Source organism: Zobellia russellii (assembly GCF_018728565.1).
Classification (GTDB): domain Bacteria; phylum Bacteroidota; class Bacteroidia; order Flavobacteriales; family Flavobacteriaceae; genus Zobellia; species Zobellia russellii.
Genome location: NZ_JACSOI010000005.1, coordinates 319,486 through 339,541, shown reverse-complemented (window position 1 = coordinate 339,541; position 20,056 = coordinate 319,486). Strand labels below are relative to the sequence as shown.

At 37.4% G+C, this 20,056-nt stretch carries 18 protein-coding genes; 7 read left to right on the top strand and 11 right to left on the bottom strand.

The window, feature by feature from the left end; genetic code table 11:
- The 6 genes from H9565_RS14210 to H9565_RS14185 all read right to left on the bottom strand — a co-directional run bounded on the left by H9565_RS14210 (position 1) and on the right by H9565_RS14185 (position 5,708).
- A complete protein-coding gene (locus tag H9565_RS14210; protein WP_215440592.1) occupies positions 1-507 on the bottom strand; it encodes a hypothetical protein in 507 nt (168 codons plus the stop codon).
- 193 nt (positions 508-700) lie between these two features.
- A complete protein-coding gene (gene arsC / locus H9565_RS14205; RefSeq protein WP_215440590.1) occupies positions 701-1,042 on the bottom strand; it encodes an arsenate reductase (glutaredoxin) in 342 nt (113 codons plus the stop codon).
- Between the two features lie 38 nt (positions 1,043-1,080).
- Positions 1,081-2,182 (bottom strand): peptide chain release factor 2 gene (gene prfB, locus H9565_RS14200; RefSeq protein WP_246560630.1). Its coding sequence is split into 2 segments (ribosomal slippage): positions 1,081-2,115 and positions 2,117-2,182, totalling 1,101 coding nucleotides; the frame shifts between segments, so codons are not numbered across the junction.
- 129 nt (positions 2,183-2,311) lie between these two features.
- A complete protein-coding gene (locus H9565_RS14195) occupies positions 2,312-3,169 on the bottom strand; it encodes a transglutaminase-like domain-containing protein (RefSeq protein WP_215440588.1) in 858 nt (285 codons plus the stop codon).
- Between the two features lie 62 nt (positions 3,170-3,231).
- Entirely contained in the window at positions 3,232-4,179 is a 948-nt protein-coding gene (locus H9565_RS14190) for an alpha-E domain-containing protein (protein WP_215440586.1), read from the bottom strand.
- 65 nt (positions 4,180-4,244) lie between these two features.
- Positions 4,245-5,708, bottom strand: a complete 1,464-nt coding sequence (locus H9565_RS14185; protein WP_215440584.1) for a circularly permuted type 2 ATP-grasp protein — start codon at positions 5,706-5,708, stop codon at positions 4,245-4,247.
- 244 nt (positions 5,709-5,952) lie between these two features.
- Between H9565_RS14185 and H9565_RS14180 the strand changes: the two genes are divergently transcribed.
- On the top strand, positions 5,953-6,975 hold the full coding sequence (locus H9565_RS14180; RefSeq protein WP_215440582.1) for a threonine aldolase family protein: 1,023 nt from the start codon (positions 5,953-5,955) through the stop codon (positions 6,973-6,975).
- Here H9565_RS14180 and H9565_RS14175 read toward each other — a convergent pair.
- Complete coding sequence (locus H9565_RS14175; RefSeq protein WP_215440581.1) at positions 6,970-7,284, bottom strand: YegP family protein; 315 nt, start codon at positions 7,282-7,284, stop codon at positions 6,970-6,972. The genes H9565_RS14180 and H9565_RS14175 overlap by 6 nt on opposite strands.
- 301 nt (positions 7,285-7,585) lie before the next feature.
- Here H9565_RS14175 and H9565_RS14170 point away from each other — a divergent pair, with 301 nt between their 5' ends.
- Complete coding sequence (locus H9565_RS14170) at positions 7,586-8,686, top strand: OmpA family protein (RefSeq protein ID WP_215440580.1); 1,101 nt, start codon at positions 7,586-7,588, stop codon at positions 8,684-8,686.
- 44 nt (positions 8,687-8,730) lie between these two features.
- Here H9565_RS14170 and H9565_RS14165 read toward each other — a convergent pair whose 3' ends face one another.
- On the bottom strand, positions 8,731-9,174 hold the full coding sequence (locus H9565_RS14165) for a thioredoxin family protein (RefSeq protein WP_215440579.1): 444 nt from the start codon (positions 9,172-9,174) through the stop codon (positions 8,731-8,733).
- Positions 9,175-9,212: 38 nt separating this feature from the next.
- Positions 9,213-9,539, bottom strand: a complete 327-nt coding sequence (locus H9565_RS14160) for a YbaB/EbfC family nucleoid-associated protein (RefSeq protein WP_215440578.1) — start codon at positions 9,537-9,539, stop codon at positions 9,213-9,215.
- 147 nt (positions 9,540-9,686) lie between these two features.
- Here H9565_RS14160 and H9565_RS14155 point away from each other — a divergent pair, with 147 nt between their 5' ends.
- The 3 genes from H9565_RS14155 (at position 9,687) to H9565_RS14145 (ending at position 14,436) form a co-directional block, all read left to right on the top strand.
- Positions 9,687-11,744, top strand: a complete 2,058-nt coding sequence (locus H9565_RS14155; RefSeq protein WP_394370255.1) for a S9 family peptidase — start codon at positions 9,687-9,689, stop codon at positions 11,742-11,744.
- Positions 11,745-12,006: 262 nt separating this feature from the next.
- Positions 12,007-13,050: a PLP-dependent cysteine synthase family protein gene (locus H9565_RS14150; RefSeq protein WP_215440576.1), complete on the top strand. Its 1,044-nt coding sequence runs from the start codon at positions 12,007-12,009 to the stop codon at positions 13,048-13,050.
- Between the two features lie 126 nt (positions 13,051-13,176).
- Positions 13,177-14,436, top strand: coding sequence for an aminotransferase class I/II-fold pyridoxal phosphate-dependent enzyme (locus H9565_RS14145; RefSeq protein ID WP_215440575.1), 1,260 nt, complete (start codon positions 13,177-13,179; stop codon positions 14,434-14,436).
- Positions 14,437-14,560: 124 nt separating this feature from the next.
- Here the strand turns inward: H9565_RS14145 and H9565_RS14140 are convergent, their stop codons facing one another.
- Together H9565_RS14140 and H9565_RS14135 are read right to left on the bottom strand one after the other, a co-directional pair.
- Positions 14,561-15,679, bottom strand: a complete 1,119-nt coding sequence (locus H9565_RS14140; RefSeq protein ID WP_215440574.1) for a GTP cyclohydrolase — start codon at positions 15,677-15,679, stop codon at positions 14,561-14,563.
- Positions 15,680-15,773: 94 nt separating this feature from the next.
- The gene (locus H9565_RS14135; RefSeq protein ID WP_215440573.1) at positions 15,774-16,856 is read right to left on the bottom strand and encodes a transporter; all 1,083 of its coding nucleotides are present in this window, start codon (positions 16,854-16,856) and stop codon (positions 15,774-15,776) included.
- 245 nt (positions 16,857-17,101) lie between these two features.
- Between H9565_RS14135 and H9565_RS14130 the strand changes: the two genes are divergently transcribed.
- Both H9565_RS14130 and H9565_RS14125 read left to right on the top strand, forming a co-directional pair.
- Complete coding sequence (locus H9565_RS14130; RefSeq protein ID WP_215440572.1) at positions 17,102-17,371, top strand: DUF4834 family protein; 270 nt, start codon at positions 17,102-17,104, stop codon at positions 17,369-17,371.
- Between the two features lie 187 nt (positions 17,372-17,558).
- Positions 17,559-20,015, top strand: a complete 2,457-nt coding sequence (locus H9565_RS14125; protein ID WP_215440571.1) for a YfhO family protein — start codon at positions 17,559-17,561, stop codon at positions 20,013-20,015.
- Positions 20,016-20,056: the final 41 nt, after the last annotated feature.

The window sequence follows — 20,056 nt, the reverse complement described above, 5'->3', positions numbered from 1 at the left end:
TCAGTCTTTGGATTTTTTCTTCTTTCGTTTTTTCTCTCGCTTCTTTTCTTTCTTGGTCTTCTGCATCCCTTTCTTCTGCATTTCTACAAAAGCATCGTACTTTTCAATAGGGAGCCCAGCTTTTAACTCTTCGTCCTGTGCCTTTGTAATCTTTTCCATTCCCTCGCGCATTTGCTCGGGTGTAAGTTGTAAAATCTGCATTTCAATTCGCTTTTGCAGATACTTTTTTAACACAGAACTCATTACAGCGGACTCAAACTCGTTAAGTTCCAATACAGCTGCAATATTGGGCATCTCATCATTCACAATTTGCTCAGCGGTCTTTGGTTCTGGTTCTTTTGGGGTTTCCTGAACTTGCGGAATGGCACTACGTTGTCTTCCGTACCCACCATAGCCGCCACCACCATAACCATAACCTCCGCCACCGTAGCCGTATTGGGCCACTAATTCTGGACTTGAGAGCAATAGAACAAAAAATAAAATAACGTATGGGATATTGTTTTTCATGACGATATCAGTTTATATGATTGTATTTTTTACGATTGGTTTAACCCATTATGGTTAAAGCTTTGTTAAAACGAAACAGCAACAAATGTACCAAATTATTGAAGACGGAAACTTAATAAAACAAAAGTAAGCATTCCGTTGAAAATCAACGAAATGCTTACTTTTTGCATGGATGCTAAGAAGCACCCTTAATTTAAATAATATCGTCAATTAAATTAACGGGTCTGCCAATAACGGCTTTTCCACCGTTTACTACAATTGGTCTTTCAATTAATTTAGGGTGCTGAATCATAGCGTCCAAAACTTCTTCACTTGAAAGCAACTTACCTCTAAAATTATCTTTCCAAATTTGCTCGTTTTTACGAACAAGCATTTCTGGAGTTATTCCTAAACAGTCTATGACCTTACGTAGCTCCTCCTTAGTTGGAATTTCTTCTAGATATTTTATAACTTCAAATTCCTTACCTGAATTTTCCAACACTTTTAATCCTTCTCGGGATTTTTGGCATCTTGGGTTGTGGTATATCTTGATCATTTGTTATTTGATTTTAAATTTTAATTTATGCAGTAAGTCTAATCTTCATCTTTCTGCCCCATCATCATTAAATAGGCTTTTAAAAACACATCTATATCGCCATCCATAACGGCATCTATATTTCCTGTTTCTTCTGCCGTTCGTACATCTTTAATCAATTTGTACGGGTGCATAACATAGTTTCGAATTTGAGAACCCCATTCAATCTTCATTTTAGAGGATTCTATTTCTTGACGGGCCTCCATTTTCTTCCGAAGCTCAATTTCGTACAGTTGAGATTTCAACATTTTCATGGCCGTAGCCCTATTGTCATGCTGACTCCTAGAATCCGAACAAGAAATTTGGATGCCTGTGGGGTGATGCACCAATTGTACCTTGGTCTCTACCTTGTTTACGTTCTGACCACCCGCTCCACTGGACCGTGCCGTTGTAATGGTAATATCCGCAGGGTTCACATCAATCTCAATACTGTCATCTACAAGAGGGTATACATATACAGATGCAAATGAAGTGTGGCGTTTGGCATTACTGTCAAACGGTGAAATACGCACCAACCTGTGAACACCATTTTCACCTTTTAACCAACCAAATGCAAAATCGCCATCTATCTCCAACGTTACGGTTTTTATACCGGCAACATCTCCTTCTTGATAGTTGAGCTCCTTTACCTTATACTTGTTTTTCTCGGCCCACATCATATACATACGCATAAGCATAGACGCCCAATCACAACTTTCCGTACCTCCTGCACCTGCTGTAATTTGCAGTACAGCGGGGAGTTCGTCTCCTTCTTCGGAAAGCATGTTTTTGAACTCCAGATTCTCCAATTTGCTTAATGCCTTATGGTACTGAGCCGTTACTTCTGCTTCGTTATCTTCTCCCTCTTGTTGGAATTCCAATAAGATTTCCAAGTCGTCCACTAGTGTTTTGGCAACATTATAATCGTCTACCCACTGTTTTTTGGACTGTATGAATTTCATATGGGCTTGAGCCTCTTGTGGGTTGTCCCAAAAGTCAGGAGCCAAAGTTTTCTCCTGTTCGTTCTCTATTTCTATAAGCTTAGCATCAACGTCAAAGATACCTCCTTAACGCACCAAGGCGATCCTGTAGACCTTTAAATAGGTCTGTAGTAATTGTCATTGTATTCTGTTTTATAAACAAAAATACTACTCTTTTTTATCTATTCTGCAGTAAATAGTTGATTGTTTATATTTAGGAATAAGCTATTCTTATGGATATGTCTTTTAGGTTTTTATAAGTTGAAAAGAGCTACTGCTGATTTTGACTGCTAACTTGTACGGAATGAACGGTTTCATTCTTTCCTGCGGTATATACCACGCCTTTTAAAGGTGAGCAGTCCTTATAATCCTTGCCATGGGCAACTTTTATATGATTGGTTCCGGCCAGTATATTGTTTGTAGGGTCAAGACCTAGCCAGCCTACATAAGGTACGAAGACTTCTGCCCAAGCATGCATCTGGGAATCTCCAAAATAACCATTTCCTTGGTGTAGATATCCTGAAACATAGCGAGCTGGAATGCCGTGCATACGGGCCAATGCACAGAATAAATGTGTAAAATCCTGACAAACGCCCTGACGGATTTTTAGAATTTCGGCAAGTGTAGTGTGGACATCTGTGGCATCTGCATTAAAACGAATATAGCTATAGGTATATTCGTTAAGCCCAAGTATATTATCAAAAATGGATTCGCTTGTATTCCACTGAAAAAGGGGTGTCTTCTGCTCCGGAATACTCGTAAAATGAGTTGTTTTTAAAAAGGCCTCATGGTCTACTTTAAAATCTAGTTCTTGAATTTTTTTATAGGACCTTTCTATGTCTTGTTCCGGTTCAAAATCAAAAGGGTTGATTTCCTTCTTTATTAATTTAAAGTTAGCTTCAAAACCAATGTCATTAAATTTTTGTTTGGGGTGTACCCGTATGGTCTTAAAGCCATAACCGTTTATGGAGTATTCATTGTGGGCCTGAATGGTGTTTGCAAAGTCCACTCCAATAAATTGTTGAGACTCATTTTCCTTGGGGATTATTAAAAATTGCCAATATGCTTCATGCACCGCTTCTTCATAGGTATTTTTTGCTTTGTATGTAATAGAATATTCTAAAGGCATGGTATAGTTGGATAAGTTGGTTCTGGATATGTTTTATTTTTAAACGGATTGTGTCTACTTTTTTAGTAACTAAAAAATTCTTCTTCCATTTTCTGACTAATTTCATAAAGACTATTTAAAGTACTGTCTATTATAGATTGAATGTCATTTTCAATCTGAACAATACACTTAAACTCATATTCCGCCCTTATTTTCCCCACTAAAAAGGCGGTTGAATTTTGGCAAGGTTTCTTATTGGAATCTAGTATTTTTATGTGCTTGCAGACTTGGTTTAGGCTGTTCATTATAGACCTTGGACAATCTGGGTTAAGGATTAGAAACTCCAAGGTGGATATACTGTTTGGTGTTTTTTTATAAAACCTGCGCATCATATCATAAGATTCCGTACACTTCAATAGGGTAGTCCATTCGAAGCTGTTCTTGAATTTATCGCCATAACTGCCCTGAGCTTTAAGAGCGTCATTATGTTTGGCGTTTATTATACGTATAATCTGGGTTGCCCTTTCAATGTTGGCCCCCATCATTATAATAGCATAAATTTCATCATGCATGAGCGTACTTCGCACTTTGCCTCTTAAGATAGCGGACATCTCGGTTACGGTGAGGGTAAAATCATGGAGCCCGTTCTTGCTATAAGCTTGGGCATCATAGTTAGAGATAAAGTGGTAGAATTTGTTAATGGATTCGTACAATTCAGTCGATATTAAATCCCGGGCACTATTGGCATTTTCCCTTGAACTTCTCACGTTATTTAGTATAGACGAAGTGTAATCCGGATCCAAACCAATTTTATAGAGCACTTCTTCTTCGTTAAGGGTTTGAGACTCGTTAGCTACAGGGTCTCCGATCATGGTTAGCATAGAGCGCAGTACAAATTGTCTGGATTGTGATAGTTGGTTAGGAGCATCGAGTGACGAAAAATAATTTACCCTAAGGTATCGGGCAATGTGTTCCGAACGTTCAATATAACGTCCCATCCAAAAAAGATTATTGGCTACTCGTGCAAGCATAGGCATTTTTTAAATATTAGTGTTCTGTAAAAAAAAATGGATATTGGATTTTAGAGATGGGCGTATTAAGTTTTTAATACCCAAGTGTCTTTTGAGCCCCCTCCTTGAGAGGAATTCACGATCAGATTGCCTCTTTTTAGAGCTACACGGGTTAAACCTCCTTTTAAGACAAAATCCTTATCTTTCCCCAATACGGTAAATGTTCTAAGGTCTACATGACGCTGTTCAAAAGATTCGCTTTTATCAATATAAGTTGGGTGTACCGAAAGAGACATGATCGGTTGAGCCACATATTTTCTAGGATTCAACAGTATCTGAGCCTTAACTACTTCAATCTCCTTTTTACTTAATCGGTTACCTATAGATATACCGTATCCACCCGCTTCGTCAACAGGTTTTATAACCAAGTTCTCTATGTTGTTCAGAACATACTTTAGTTCTTTGGGTCTGCTACAATGATAGGTGTGTACATTATTGAGTATAGGTTCCTCGTTAAGGTAATACCTAATTATTTCCGGCATATAGGTGTAAACCGCTTTATCATCTGCTACTCCGGTTCCTGGAGCGTTGGCCAAGGTAACATTGCCTTTTTTGTAGGCAGCAAAAAGTCCCGGGACACCCAAGGATGAATCAGGTCTAAACTCTAATGGGTCAATAAAAGCATCATCGATCCTTCTATATATCACATCTACCTTTTGTGGACCTTGAATGGTTTTCATGTAAACAAAGTCATTTTCAACAAAAAGGTCACGGCCTTCAACCAGTTCTACGCCCATTGTTTTTGCTAAATAGGAATGTTCGTAAAAAGCAGAATTGAACATGCCAGGAGTAATAACAACTACATTTGGTACGTCTACACCTTTGGGTTTTACGGTCTCAAGTAAATCCAATAGGTTTTCGGCATAGTTGGTTACCGAGTAAGTTTTATAGTGATTGAACACTCCAAAAAGAGCCCTTTTAAGAGCGGTACGATTGCAGATTACGTAACTCACACCACTGGGGCATCTTATATTGTCTTCCAGCACATAATACTGTCCATCCGTATGCTTGATAACATCGGTACCGGAAATATGATTATAAATGCCACCGGGAGGATCAAGGTGATTCATTTGGTCCAGATAGTTGGCTGAGGAACTTATAAGTTCCATGGGTATAATTCCCTGTCTTATGATTTTTTTGTCATGGTAAATATCCCATAAGAAAAGGTTTAAGGCCCTACTTCTCTGTATGGAGCCGGATTCTATTACTTTCCATTCTTCGGGAGGAATAATTCTTGGGAAAAGATCAAATGGAAAAATTTTTTCCTGAGTTTTCTTTTTATCGTATACCTGAAAAGTAATTCCTTGGTTAAAAAAAGACGATTTGGCCTTCTCATTTAGATTAACATAATCGTTAATGGAATGCTCTCCATAGAGGTTAAAAAGTTTAGAATATACGTCCTTAACCTGTCCTTTTTCATCAAAGATTTCGTCAAATAAATTAGGGTTTCTTTGGTAGGATGAAAAAATCTGATTTTCTAAGTTTACCATAGTATATTTGTTTCTACTTAAGTTATTTATTTTCATCCTTTTTTTTGGAAAGAATACTACAATAATCGAAATGTAATTTTATCATTTATGTAATAAATGGCGTGAATGTTTGATATTTTGATTTTAAACATTAGTAAATAAGTGTGTTTTTTGCGGTATTTATTTAGATATTGTGGATTATTCTTAAAGAGAATAACGCTTCTTAAAAAACCTGAATATTAGAATTTAACAATAGATATTTTACATGCATATTAATCTTATTAGTGATACTGTAACCAAGCCCACCCAAGGAATGTTAGATGCTATGATGAGCGCCAAAGTGGGAGATGACGTGTTTAAAACAGACCCAACGGTAAACGCCCTTGAAGAAAAAGTAGCGGTAATGTTCGGCAAAGAAGCTGCTCTTTTTTTTCCTTCTGGCACCATGGCAAATCAGACAGGAATAAAGCTTCATACACAACCTGGAGACCAGTTAATATGTGATAAATATGCCCATATATACAATTATGAAGGCGGTGGCGTCAGTTTTAACAGTGGGGTTTCGTGTAAATTGATAGATGGAGATAGAGGAATGATTACGGCAAAACAGGTAGAAGGAGCCATAAACCCACCGGATTTTTACCATAGTCCGTTAACTTCTTTGGTGTGTGTTGAAAATACAACCAATAAAGGTGGTGGTGCTTGTTGGGATATTGAGGAGTTAAAGAAAATAAAAGAGGTTTGTAATACCAACCAACTGGCTTATCATCTTGATGGTGCACGTTTGTGGAACGCTTTGGTAGAAAAAAAGGAAAACGCCTTAGCGTACGGGACCTTGTTCGATACTATTAGTGTTTGCCTAAGTAAAGGTTTGGGATGCCCCGTAGGTTCCGTTCTCGTGGGTAGTAAAGAACAGATGCAACAAGCGCTACGCGTACGCAAGATCTTTGGAGGAGGCATGCGTCAGGCAGGTTTTCTTGCGGCTGCGGGAATTTATGCATTGGACAATCACATAGAACGTTTGTTAGAAGATCATCAAAAAGCGCGTGAAATAGGGGAGGTGTTGAGTAAGCTAACCTATATAAAACAAGTAGAGCCCATTGAGACTAATATCATCATCTTTGAAATTGATGAAAAGTTTATGACGGGAGATACTTTTGTTGAAAAACTAAAAGAAAAAGATGTGTCCATAATTGATATGGGGCAAGGAAAGCTCAGGATAGTTACCCATTTAGATTATACAGATACAATGCACAATGCTTTCTTGAATATTTTGAAAAATTTATAACTCCCTTAATTCGTTTAAGCGGTTACGTAAATTTTTTATACCGTTCTCCATTCCTGCTTCGGAGTCATATAGCTGGCTTGAACCAAGTAGATTGCCGTTTTCATCTTTAAAATTGAATAGAAATTTTCCTTGATGATTAGTCTTTCGTTCAAAATTGCCACGTGCAATTTCAAGATTGTTAAGACGGGACAGCGTATCTTCTAGTGCTGTTTTGTCATCAAAGTCCTTGCTAGTGAGTAAAATGGAACCACTTTTGGATTTGACGTGAAACTGAAAATCGGAATTTGGTAGGGCAACTATTTCTATCACTTTGTAATTTTTAGGTAAAAGATACAAAATAACAGGAACAGTTATATGTGTAGTTGTATTTAAATGTTACATCATTTTTAAAGCTCGAAACCCTTTCTTCCATAGAAAAATAACTGTCTAATCTTAATCATTTTTTTAATTGAGCTATTCTATGCTAGTGCTGTTATTTAGTGCGTTTTTTGGTTAAAATGATGTAGTTCATCGATCATTTTAATGTTTAACAGGAAAGGGCTTGTTAAAAAAACATTAAAAGTTTAACTTTAAAGCAACTATAATAAACACATTAAACATTAACCGTATTATGAAGAAAATTCTTTTTTCAATTGCCGTGCTTACGGCTACATGTGGTATGGCGCAAGACCTGCCCGAAAACCCTGAACCAGGAAAATGTTATGTACGATGTACTACTCCTGACGTTTATGTAAACGAAACCGTAACTATTACCGTAAAACCGGGTTACAAGGTTCTAAAAACTGTCCCTGCTACGTATAAAACCGTTACAGAGCGTGTCCTAGTTAAAGAAGAGAGTAAGAAATTACGAATTATTCCTGAAGAGTGGGGTACCGAGAAAGTGACCTACGTTTCTAAAGAAGGTGGTAACTCCTTAAATGTTATCCCAGCTAGTTTTGGAAGTGCTTCGCAGACCATAGAGGTGAAACCTGCCTATGCCCAATGGGAATTGGGAGCATCTGCTCCGGACTGTGATTCTGGAAACCCGGATGATTGTAGATACTGGTGCTACAAAGGGTATCCTGCAGAATTCCAGACTATAGAGACTTCAACGCTTGCCAGTGATGCAAGTACTAGTAAAACGGCTATTCCAGAAAAGAGTGCTACTTATACGAAAAGAGTACTTATTTCTCCGGCTAAAGTTGTTGAGGAAGTTGTTCCCGCCGTTTATGATGAAATTACAAGAACAGTCTTGGATAAAGATGCTTATACTGTTGAGGAAATGGTACCACCGGTAACAAAATCCTATACAAAAGAGGTGTTGAAGGAAAAAGGTGGGCTTACCACTTGGAAAGAGGTTAAATGTGAGTTGGTTACCTATCAGGCACTTCCTATAAACTGGAACTCGGGTAGCGCTACTTTAACCGCTCAGGCTAAATCCATTATAGATACAAGATTACTACCTGTATTGGCTCAAAACCCTGGGGTTAAGGTAGAGTTGGCTTCTCATACAGATGCTCAAGGTAGTGCTTCTTCTAACCAAGATTTATCGGAACGTAGAGCAAAGTCCGTAGCTCAATACTTAATTTCTAGAGGCATTAATTCTAGTCTTTTGGTAGCTAACGGATATGGTGAGACTAAACTTAAGAACAGATGTAAAGATGGAGTTTCTTGTACAGCAAGAGAGCATGCCGTAAACAGAAGAACGGAGTTTAGGTTGATAAATAATTAAACTATAATTCCCCAAAAATTAAAAGCCCCATATATGGGGCTTTTTTATTTGTTTTTTTTCAAGAAGTCTATGTGATATTTAATTTCTCCTGTCATACCATAACCGGAATATTCATCAAGCATTTTTCCTTTTTCATTTACTACGGCAAGCATGGGAAATACCCCTTTTTTGTTTAGTTTTTTAAAAAGTTCTTGATTGTGGTTCCATTGCTCTTCGCTTAACAAATCCCTATTTCTGGGGATATCAATATACAATAGCACATAATTGCTAGATAATTCAGAGAATTCATTTGTATCAAACAAGTCGCGTTTAAGCATTTTGCAAGGCGGGCACCAATCACTTCCGGTAAAATACACTAAAACATTTTTGTTTTCTTTTTTTGACACTTTTATGGCTGTGTCATAGTCTTTCAACCAATCAATAGTGTTGGAAGTATCATTCTGTCCAACTAGAAAAAGAGGTAGCAAAAGAAAAAGCAAAAACTTCATGAGCAATATTTTTTTAAATAAAAGCAAATAACTTGCCATTATTTAAATAACGAATCCATACCTGGAATATTGGGCATACCTTCTTTAGCAACAGCAGCAAGTTCCGTCTCGTTTACCTGTGTTGCTTTTGCAATCGCTTTGTTAACGGTAAGAATCAAAAAATCTTCTAATTGCTCTTTGTCCTCCAACAAACTATCATCAATTTGAATCTTTTTAATTTCTCTGTTCGCGGTTATGGTCACCTTTAGTAGGTCTTCGGAAGAAGCTTCTTCAAGGGTTACCGTATCCATTCGTTTTTTTGTGGCCTCTACCTTTTGTTGGGTCTCTTTTAGTTTCCCCATCATACCCATCATGTCTCCAAACATAAGTTTAATTTTTAAAATTGAATTAGGTTACAAAATTACTAAATTGTGTAAGAAAATCCATTACGAATGAACCTATCTAAAAAAAAGAAAATCGTTCTTGTCTTATGCCTTACATTTGTGCCTTTAGCACAAAGTCAAGAAATACATATGAGTGAAGTAAAAGCACCAATAGCAAAAAAGGTTCCACATAATTTAGAAAAGCATGATGATGTTAGGGTAGATAATTACTATTGGTTGAACGATAAGGAAAACCCGGAGGTTATCTCTTATCTTGAAGCGGAGAAAGCATTTTATGATGCTTCTACTGCACATACCAAAGAATTTCAGGATGATCTTTTTAATGAGATGAAGTCCAGAATTAAGGAAGATGATACATCGGTACCCTACAAACAAAACGGATATTGGTATATTACTAGATATGAGATTGGTAAGGAATATCCCATTTATGCCCGTAAAAAAGAAACTCTTGATGCTCCTGAGGAGATTATGTTTAACGGTAATGAAATGGCTAAGGGGCATGAATTCTTTAGTATTGGTGGTATAGCCATTAGCCCTGATAATAAACTTGCAGCTTTTGGGGTAGATACAGTCTCTCGCCGGCAATACACGATAAGTATCAAAAACTTGGAAACGGGTGAAATCTATGAGGATAAAATAGAAAATACTACAGGAGGCTCAGTATGGGCAGATGACAATAGAACACTTTTTTATACCAAAAAAGATGAAGTTACTTTACGATCGGACCAGATTCTGAAGCATAAATTTGGTACGTCTGCAGAGGATGATCAGTTGGTTTTTCATGAAACGGATGATACGTTTGGAACGTATGTCTACAAGTCAAAATCAAAAAAATATATCATCATTGGTTCTTACAGTACCCTAACTTCTGAATATCAATTTTTACGAGCGGACAATCCGGACGGGGAATTAAAGATGTTTTCTCCAAGGGAGCGGGGAGTAGAGTATGGTATTTCGCATTACGGTGATCATTTTTATGTGTTGACAAATAAAGACGGTGCAACCAATTTTAAATTGATGAAAACCGATGAGAACAATACTTCCTCAGACAGTTGGAAAGAATTTATACCACACCGAGATGATGTGCTTTTAGAGGACATTGATATTTTTAAAGACTATTACGTTATTTCCGAAAGAACCAATGGCCTTAATCGCGTGCAAATTAATAGGTGGGATGGTGCTAATTCATATTACCTTCCTTTTGAAAGCGAAACCTATACTGCTGGTGTAGGCCGTAATCCGGATTTTGATACAGAGATTCTTCGATATGGATATAATTCCATGACAACTCCTAGCTCCATCATTGATTTTAATATGCGAACCAAGGAGAAGGAAGTTAAGAAGGAACAAGAAGTTTTGGGCGGTAAATTTCATAAGGACAACTATAAGGAGAAACGTATTTGGGCCACGGCCCGAGATGGTGTAAAAGTCCCTATGTCCGTTGTTTATCATAAAGACACGCCGCTCAATGAAAGCACTCCTGTTTTGCAATATGCTTATGGTTCATACGGTCATACAATAGACCCTTATTTTTCAACGGTAAGACTAAGTCTTTTGGATAGAGGTTTTGTTTATGTCATAGCACATATAAGAGGAGGTGAGTACCTGGGGAGACCTTGGTACGAAGATGGAAAACTGCTCAAAAAGAAGAATACTTTTACGGATTTTGTAGATTGTTCCAAGCATTTGGTACAAGAAGGCTATACTTCATCTGAGCACCTATATGCTATGGGTGGTTCTGCAGGAGGCCTTCTTATGGGCGCCATCATTAATATGGCTCCGGAATTATATAACGGGGTTATTGCCGCTGTACCGTTTGTAGATGTTGTAACTACTATGTTAGATGATTCCATTCCGTTAACCACGGGCGAGTACGATGAATGGGGAAACCCAAATAACAAGACATATTACGAATATATGAAATCATATTCCCCATATGATCAAGTTACAGCACAGGAATATCCCAATTTATTGGTTACTACTGGCCTGCATGATTCTCAAGTTCAATATTTTGAACCTGCAAAGTGGGTGGCCAAACTAAGGGAATTGAGATCTAATCATAACCTATTGATGATGGACATTAATATGGATACGGGTCACGGAGGTGCTTCGGGCCGTTTTGAGTCCTTAAAAGAAGTAGCAAAAGAGTACGCCTTTCTGTTGGATTTAGAAGGGAAGGCTAAATAAGCATACTGTATATATGGTAATTTTTTGAATCTAATAGAATTAGGGAATAAAAAGGAACCTTATGACCACTTCAGAATTGACTAGATTAGGGCAATTATGCTAATGAAACGTTAATAAATCATGGTTTATGAATGAAAATCTTCATTTTTTGGAGGTATTTTGCATGATAAAATGACATATTCAAAAAAAATAGTAATTTTGTCCAAGTAATTTTGTGGAAACTTATCTTTTTATCAATAGTTCCCAAAACCAGACATCCTTTATGGAAAACAAAATTAAGGCTTACAATAATATCCTAGAACTTGTAGGAAACACACCGCTAGTACAACTAAATAGAATAACCGAAAGCTTTACCGGCAACTTTTATGCAAAAGTAGAATCCTTTAACCCAGGTCACTCCTCTAAAGACCGCATCGCAATGCACATTATAGAGGAAGCTGAACGTAAAGGTATTTTAACCGAAGGAAGTACCATTATAGAAACAACTTCTGGTAATACCGGTTTTAGTATTGCCATGGTGAGTATTATAAAAGGGTATAAGTGTATTTTGGCGGTTAGTTCAAAATCATCAAAAGATAAGATCGATATGCTTCGCACAATGGGAGCTACGGTATATGTTTGCCCAGCTCACGTAAGCGCAGACGATCCACGTTCGTATTATGAAGTAGCAAAACGGTTGCATAAAGAAACCAACGGTTCTATTTATATCAACCAATACTTTAATGAGCTCAATATGCATGCCCATTATGAGAGTACCGGGCCTGAAATATGGGAGCAAACCGGAGGTGAAATCACACATTTTGTTGCATGTAGTGGTACTGGAGGTACTATTTCCGGAACTGCTAAATACTTAAAAGAACAAAACCCCAACGTTAAGGTAATAGGAGTAGATGCTTTTGGTTCTGTATTGAAAAAATACCACGAAACAAGAGAGTTTGATTCCAATGAAATTTACCCGTACAGAATTGAAGGGTTAGGAAAGAATCTTATACCTGGAGCAACGGATTTTGATGTAATAGACAAGTTCATTAAAGTTACGGATTCAGAAAGTGCCCACACGGCTCGTGAATTGGCAAGAACCGAAGGTATTTTTGCAGGATATACCAGTGGGGCCGTTATGCAGGCATTGAAGCAATTGAACGAAGAAAGAGAATTTGGTCCTAAAGATAATGTTGTTGTTATCTTTCCAGATCACGGTTCAAGATATATGAGTAAAGTATATAGTGATCAATGGATGGAGGATCAAGGCTTCTTTGATACCAAGGAAGTAAGCGAAACTCAAAAGGTACAATACATAAAAGAATAAATTACAAGTTTGTAAAAGTGGGAAAGCAATAATCGTAAAGGTTGTTGCTTTTTTGTTAGAGAATAATATTTTATGAATGTTGCTCTTAAAATCTTACTTTTGCACTAAAATCCAAAGTACACCTAAATGCGAGATTTATTTGATAGAATTATTGAGAACAAGGGGCCATTAGGAAAATGGGCTTCACAGGCGGAGGGATATTTCGTTTTTCCTAAGTTGGAAGGGCCAATTTCTAACCGAATGAAGTTTCAGGGAAAAGAGGTAATTACCTGGAGTATTAACGATTATCTGGGTCTTGCTAACCTACCTGAAGTTAAGAAGGTAGATGGCGAAGCCGCTGCAGAATATGGATCGGCTTATCCTATGGGAGCAAGAATGATGAGCGGCCATACTGATTTTCATGAGCAATTAGAAAAAGAATTAGCCGAATTTGTTGATAAGGAATCTGCTTATTTGCTGAACTTTGGTTACCAGGGTATGGTTTCTGCTATTGATGCCCTTGTATCAAAGGACGATATTATTGTTTATGATGTAGATGCCCATGCTTGTATTATTGATGGTGTTAGGCTACATATGGGAAAACGTTTTACGTTTAAGCATAATGATATTGATAGTTTAGAGAAAAACTTAGAGCGCGCCACAAAAATGGCCGAACAGACCGGTGGAGGAATATTGGTTATTTCGGAAGGTGTTTTTGGAATGCGTGGTGAGCAAGGAAAACTAAAAGAAATAGTAGCACTTAAAGAAAAATATACGTTCCGTTTGTTTGTAGATGATGCACATGGTTTTGGAACCTTGGGTGCCACTGGTGCAGGTGCAGGTCAAGAACAGGGCGTACAAAAGGATATAGATGTATATTTTGCAACCTTTGCAAAGTCTATGGCCGGTATTGGAGCGTTTTTAGCTGCAGATAAAGAGATTATAGACTACTTAAAATATAATTTAAGGTCACAAATGTTCGCTAAGTCATTACCTATGATTTATGTGAAAGGTGCCTTAAAAAGATTGGACATGTTGCGTACTATGCCAGAGCTTAAGGCCAAGTTATGGGAGAACGTAAACGCACTTCAAAACGGACTTAAGAGTAGAGGTTTTGATATTGGAAGTACTAATACTTGTGTAACTCCGGTATACTTGAACGGTAGTATTCCAGAAGCTATGGCCCTTGTAAAGGATTTACGTGAGAATTACGGCATCTTCTGTTCAATTGTAGTATATCCAGTGATACCGAAGGGGTTGATACTTTTACGTATGATTCCTACCGCTACACATACTATGCAGGATATAGAAGAAACATTAGACGCGTTCTCTGCTATTAGAGACCGTTTGGAGAATGGTACTTATAAAAGATTGTCCGCTGCGGTTGCTGCGGCTATGGGCGAGTAACATCGGCTTAAATTATCTTTAAGAAACTAATGCCTCATTTTACATGGGGCATTTTTGTTTTTATAGTGAGTTCGAATATTTCTTAAAGTGAGTGAATGAAGAGTAGGGAAGTTGCCCTTTGCGGCTACAGACTCTTTTTGTAAGTGGCACGCCGCTTATAAATTTTTGGGGAAAAATGCTTCCACATTTGGCGGATGGCAATATTATCTTCTAGTTCCGGGGTTCTATAGCACATTTGAATACCGCGCTTGTTGAATGTTTTGTAGTATTCATTAAAAATGATGGCCGTAACTCCTTTATTTTGATAATCCGGGTGAATACCTATCAAATAAAAAACGGCATCTTTATTATATTTTTTCGCACGAAGAAGGTGTAAAAAACCAAAAGGAAACAACTTTCCCTTAGCTTTTTGTAATGCATGGGAGAACGAGGGCATAACAATTGCAAAAGCAATTAGGCTGTCATTCTTGTCTACAATAAACTTAATATATTCCGGGTCTATAAAGGTTATGTATTTTTTCTTGAAATATTCCTTTTGAACATCGGTTATAGGAACAAACGAGGATAATTTGGAATAGGTTTGGTTGAACAGGTCAAACATTTGATCCACCAATGGTAATACTTCGCTGGTTTTTTTAAAGTTTATTTCACGTAAGCCGTAACGTCTTTTTACCAGTTCGTTCAATTTTGTAAATAAAGCCGGATCTGCGTTGCTGGCCGGGAACTTGTTTTCAACATATCCTTTTTCCTTTGCAAAACCCAAACGTTCGTAATGATTAATGTAATAGGCGTGGTTATACCAGGTTACCATGCTTCCCGGTTGATCGTAACCATCCGTAAGCACTCCAACCTTATCTAAGTTGGAAAAGCCAACAGGGCCTTCCATAAACTCTAGATCATGCGCTTTTCCAATTTCTGCTACTTTATTTAGAAGGGTTTCCGAAACTTCTGGGTCATCAATAAAATCAAACCAGCCAAAACGCATTTTTTTTACGTTTTGATCATTCACTTCCAGGTGGTTGATTATAGCAACGACCCTTCCTACAAGCGTATTGTTTTTATAGGCCAGATAGAACCAGCAACTCGCATTTTGAAAAGCTGGATTTTGATCCTTGTCAAAAGTAGCCATCTCATCGGCAATCAAAGGTGGTACCCAATAAGAGGAGCCTTTATAAAGCGAAAATGGAAATTTCACGAACTCTTTTAGCTCTGCTTTTGAAATCGCTTCTTTAAGGGTGACCATACAATTCTTTTTGTAAGGTCAATATTAGGGATAAATAGGGTTAGAATAAAATTATGAAACTTAATTTTATGAATAATGAATGAGTTGTCTTGGCTTAAAAATCGATAGCTCCGTTATCACGGTCTTTGTTTTTGCGTTTCTTTCGCTCTTCCTTTTTAAGCTTTTTGAGTTGTTTCTTAGATGGACCTAAATCTATATCCTCGGCTCCACCGCTTTTCTTATTTTTTTTACGATCCTCCTTTTCCTTCTTCTTCTTCATGGCGTTCTTTTTAATAGGGCCGCCATTTTCACCGGCACTTTGCTCATCAATTGATATGAGCTTGTCTTTGTGAAAATCAAACCGGTAAGACCCGCCAACGGTCATAAATATTCTGGAAGGTGTGTTTTTAAAGCTGGCACCCAAATTAAAATCAACCTGTAGGTCATCCGTAAGTAAGTGGGCAACACCACCGCGTATAAGGGCATCTGAATAACGATCACTCTGTATACCTTGGTTCTCTATAAAGGCACTCCATTTGGGATTGCGAAAAGCATGGCTTATGGAAACTAGGTAACTTAATTCAGGATAATCCGTGGTAATTCTATCGTATGCAATGTTGGTTATAAGTACAAATCGAGGAGTTAATCTACTTTGGGTTGCAATCATTCCGCGGTAAGATACAGTTGGGTCACCAACGTAGAAAGGATTATCGCCTAGATTAAAAGTGGCGCCACCATAGAGGGAAACAGAGGGAATTAAGTTTTTAAATTTAAAACCATAATTGGCTTTCCAACTATATAAATTGGGTTTATTGCGTTCCGGGTTTTTATATCGGTCATAAATCAAGTACTTAAGACCAACCCGATTTCTTGAAAAATCGGTTAAATTCTCAGAAACGTTCAAACTGTTATAAGTAATGTTCTGGTTTACATACGTGCCTTCATAATTTATTTCTAATTGCTCAAACAACAGACCGTACCGTAGTGAAATATCAGAACCCCAAATATTACTTTTTGTGTCCAAAAGAGTATGGTCTCGCTGTTCGTAAAGAATACCAGCCTCCAACTGCAACACATTTCTACCAACTGCGTATGCACTAACGGACATACCTGGGCGGTTAGAATTAATTACATCTGTATATTGTGCTGTGGCTACCATAGGTAGCGTAAAAAGGAGAGTTAATAGATACTTTTTCATTTTGGGCCGCTTGATTAATTAATTCAGGCTTGTTCTTTTTTGTGTGAAAAATCTAAAATCTATCGTATGCATATAACCATTTTTAAAACAAAAACGTCTTGTAAGCCTTTGTTTTCAGTGGTTTATCTCTGTGTTGGAATCCGAAATATGGATTCATAAAAACTACTTTAATAATATTTTAGCACTTCTACACAGTTATTACAACGTTAGAATCGTATTTTTGATATAATCATTTTGAAAAAAGTATGGCATTTTTAAAGACAATCTTAATAATTTTATTGGTCTATTATCTTTTTAAGATCTTAGTGAAGATGTTTGCCCCCAAAATATTCGGGTATGCCGCTCGAAAAACCCAAGAACATTTTAATGAAAAGTTTGGTGAATTTGCACAACAAACAAATGGCCAAAATCAAAAGGAACGGGTAGGAGATGTTATAATTGATAAGAAACCGTCAAGAAAGAATACTTCAAACAATCAGGTGGGTGATTATATTGATTTTGAGGAAGTAGAGTAAACTTCTTTGTACTACACTAGTTCTTTTTTTTATACTTTAAAATCGAATACTTTTTGAACTTATAAAAGCTTTGCAATCGGCGTTTATGTTTTTAAAACTTACGACTATCCTTTAAGTTAAGTTCAAAACAAATTCGAAAGTAGAGATAACTTCATTATTTTAGCCGAAACAACCGATAAATCCCATTATGCAAAAAGGATTGAAGGCCTTCTTCGTACATTTTTTTGTTACTATTTTTTTTGTGATTGCCGCTTTGGCCTATTTTCATCCCGTGCTTCAAGGCAAGGTAATAGAACAGTCAGATATTGTTCAGTTTACGGGTATGGCCAAGGAGCAGAACGATTTTAGAAAGAAAACGGGGGAAGAGCCCTATTGGACAAATAGTGCCTTTGGAGGCATGCCCACTTATCAGTTAGGCGCGTATTATCCTCACGATTACGTTAAGAAATTAGATAATCTAATCCGGTTTTTACCTAGACCCGCAGATTATTTGTTTTTATATTTTATCGGCTTCTATATCTTGCTTTGTTGCCTGAAAGTAGATTATAGATTGGCCATAGTTGGTGCCTTGGCCTTCGGTTTTTCAACCTATCTCATCATAATTCTTGGTGTTGGGCATAATGCAAAAGCCCATGCCTTGGGGTATCTGCCCATGCTTTTAGGAGGTATTGTATTGGTGTTCCGTAAAAAATATCTCTGGGGATTTATTTTAACTGCAATTTCAATGGCATTGGAGATACGGGCCAATCATTATCAGATGACCTATTATTTCATGCTTTTAGTTTTAATTTTAGGTGTAGTTTACTTGGTAGATGCCATCCGAACGGAAAAGCTAAAACATTATTTTAGTTCTGTAGGCCTACTCCTGGTTGCGGTTACATTGGGGATTGCCGCTAATGCAACTAGTTTAATGGCTACAAAGGAATATGCGGATTGGAGCACCCGTGGTAAATCTGAACTAACCATTAATCCAGATGGCTCAACAAAAGAAAATACGGGAGGGCTGGAGAAGTCATATATTACCCAATGGAGCTACGGTATTACGGAATCATTGAACCTTTTTGTACCCCGTTTGTTTGGTGGGTCAAATAACGAGAACCTGGGAGAAAACTCCAAAAGTTATGATTTCTTAATAGATCAAGGTGTATCTCGTAGCCAAGCATTGAATTTTTCTAGTGGTTTGCCCTTGTATTGGGCCGATCAGCCGGGAACGTCAGGTCCTGCTTATATTGGTGCCATTATCTTTTTCCTGTTTATCTTAGGGCTTATTTTAGTGAAAGGAAAAGCCAAATGGTGGCTTCTTGGGGGCGTGCTTATGTCTCTGTTTCTGTCTTGGGGAAAGAATTTTAACTTCTTGACAGACTTCATGATTGACTATTTTCCGTTATATGATAAGTTTAGGGCAGTCTCCTCTATACAGGTGATTTTGGAGTTGTGTGCTCCGGTATTGGCTATTCTGGCATTGCGCGAACTTTTTAAATCTACGGTTGATGTTTCCGAAAAGCTGAATGCGCTGAAGATATCATTTTTTACGGTATTGGGTTTAAGTGTTGCATTGTTCATCTTTAAAGCTGGTTTCGATTTTGAAGGCCCTAGTGATGATTTTCTAAAACGAAATTATGGGGATGAACTGGTTTCTTTGATTCAAGCAGACCGGAAAGCCGTATATAACTCAGACCTTTTACGGTCTATGATATTTGTCCTTTTGGCGGCCTTGGCACTTTGGTTCTATATTAAAGGAAAACTTAAAGAGAACATAGCCATAGTTGCAATTGGGGCATTGATTATTTTTGATTTGGTTGGTGTTGGTTTACGCTATGTTGACTCCGAGAATTTTGTTTCTAAAAGGAAAATGACACAGCCGTTTCCTGAAACTGCTTTGGACAAGGAAATAAGTAAGGATAAGAGTATCTATAGGGTGTATGATCCCAATGAAGGTATTAATGGTGCCCGTACATCTTACTATCATCAATCTATTGGTGGGTATCATGCGGCAAAACCAGCCGGACTGGAAGACCTTTTCAGTTTTTACGTGTATAAAGGTAACATGGGTGTATTGAACATGTTAAACGTAAAGTATGTAATTCAGCAAGATGAAGAAGGTAAAAGTTACCCCGCTGTAAATCCTAAGGCTAATGGCAATGCTTGGTTTGTAAACCATGTAGTAAAAGTGAATTCTGCAGATGAAGAAATTCAGGCTTTGGATAAATTGGATACGCGAACCGAAGCTGTCATAAACGTGACCAAGGTTAAAAATTTGAACAATTTTGAATTTATGGTAGATTCTACAGCAGCTATAGTTTTAACGGATTATGCTCCTAATCACTTAACTTATAAGTCTAAAAATTCTAATGATGGTCTTGCTGTTTTTTCCGAAATGTATTACCAAAACGGATGGAATGCTTATATAGATGAAAAGTTAAAGGACCATATTAAGGTAAATTATACCCTAAGGGCTATAGAGGTTCCAAGTGGGGAGCACACCATAGAATTCAAGTTTGAACCTGAAGTGGTAAGGATAGGAAGCCAGATTACGCTAGCAAGTTCCATTGTATTGGTGCTTATAGTTTTAGGCGGAATAGGTTTTACATTCTATAGTTCAAAGAAGGACGAAGGTCAAGAAAAGAAAGAAGTTAAAAAATAGTTTGTACAGGTTCCCCAATCTTACATCTAGTAATTTAAGCT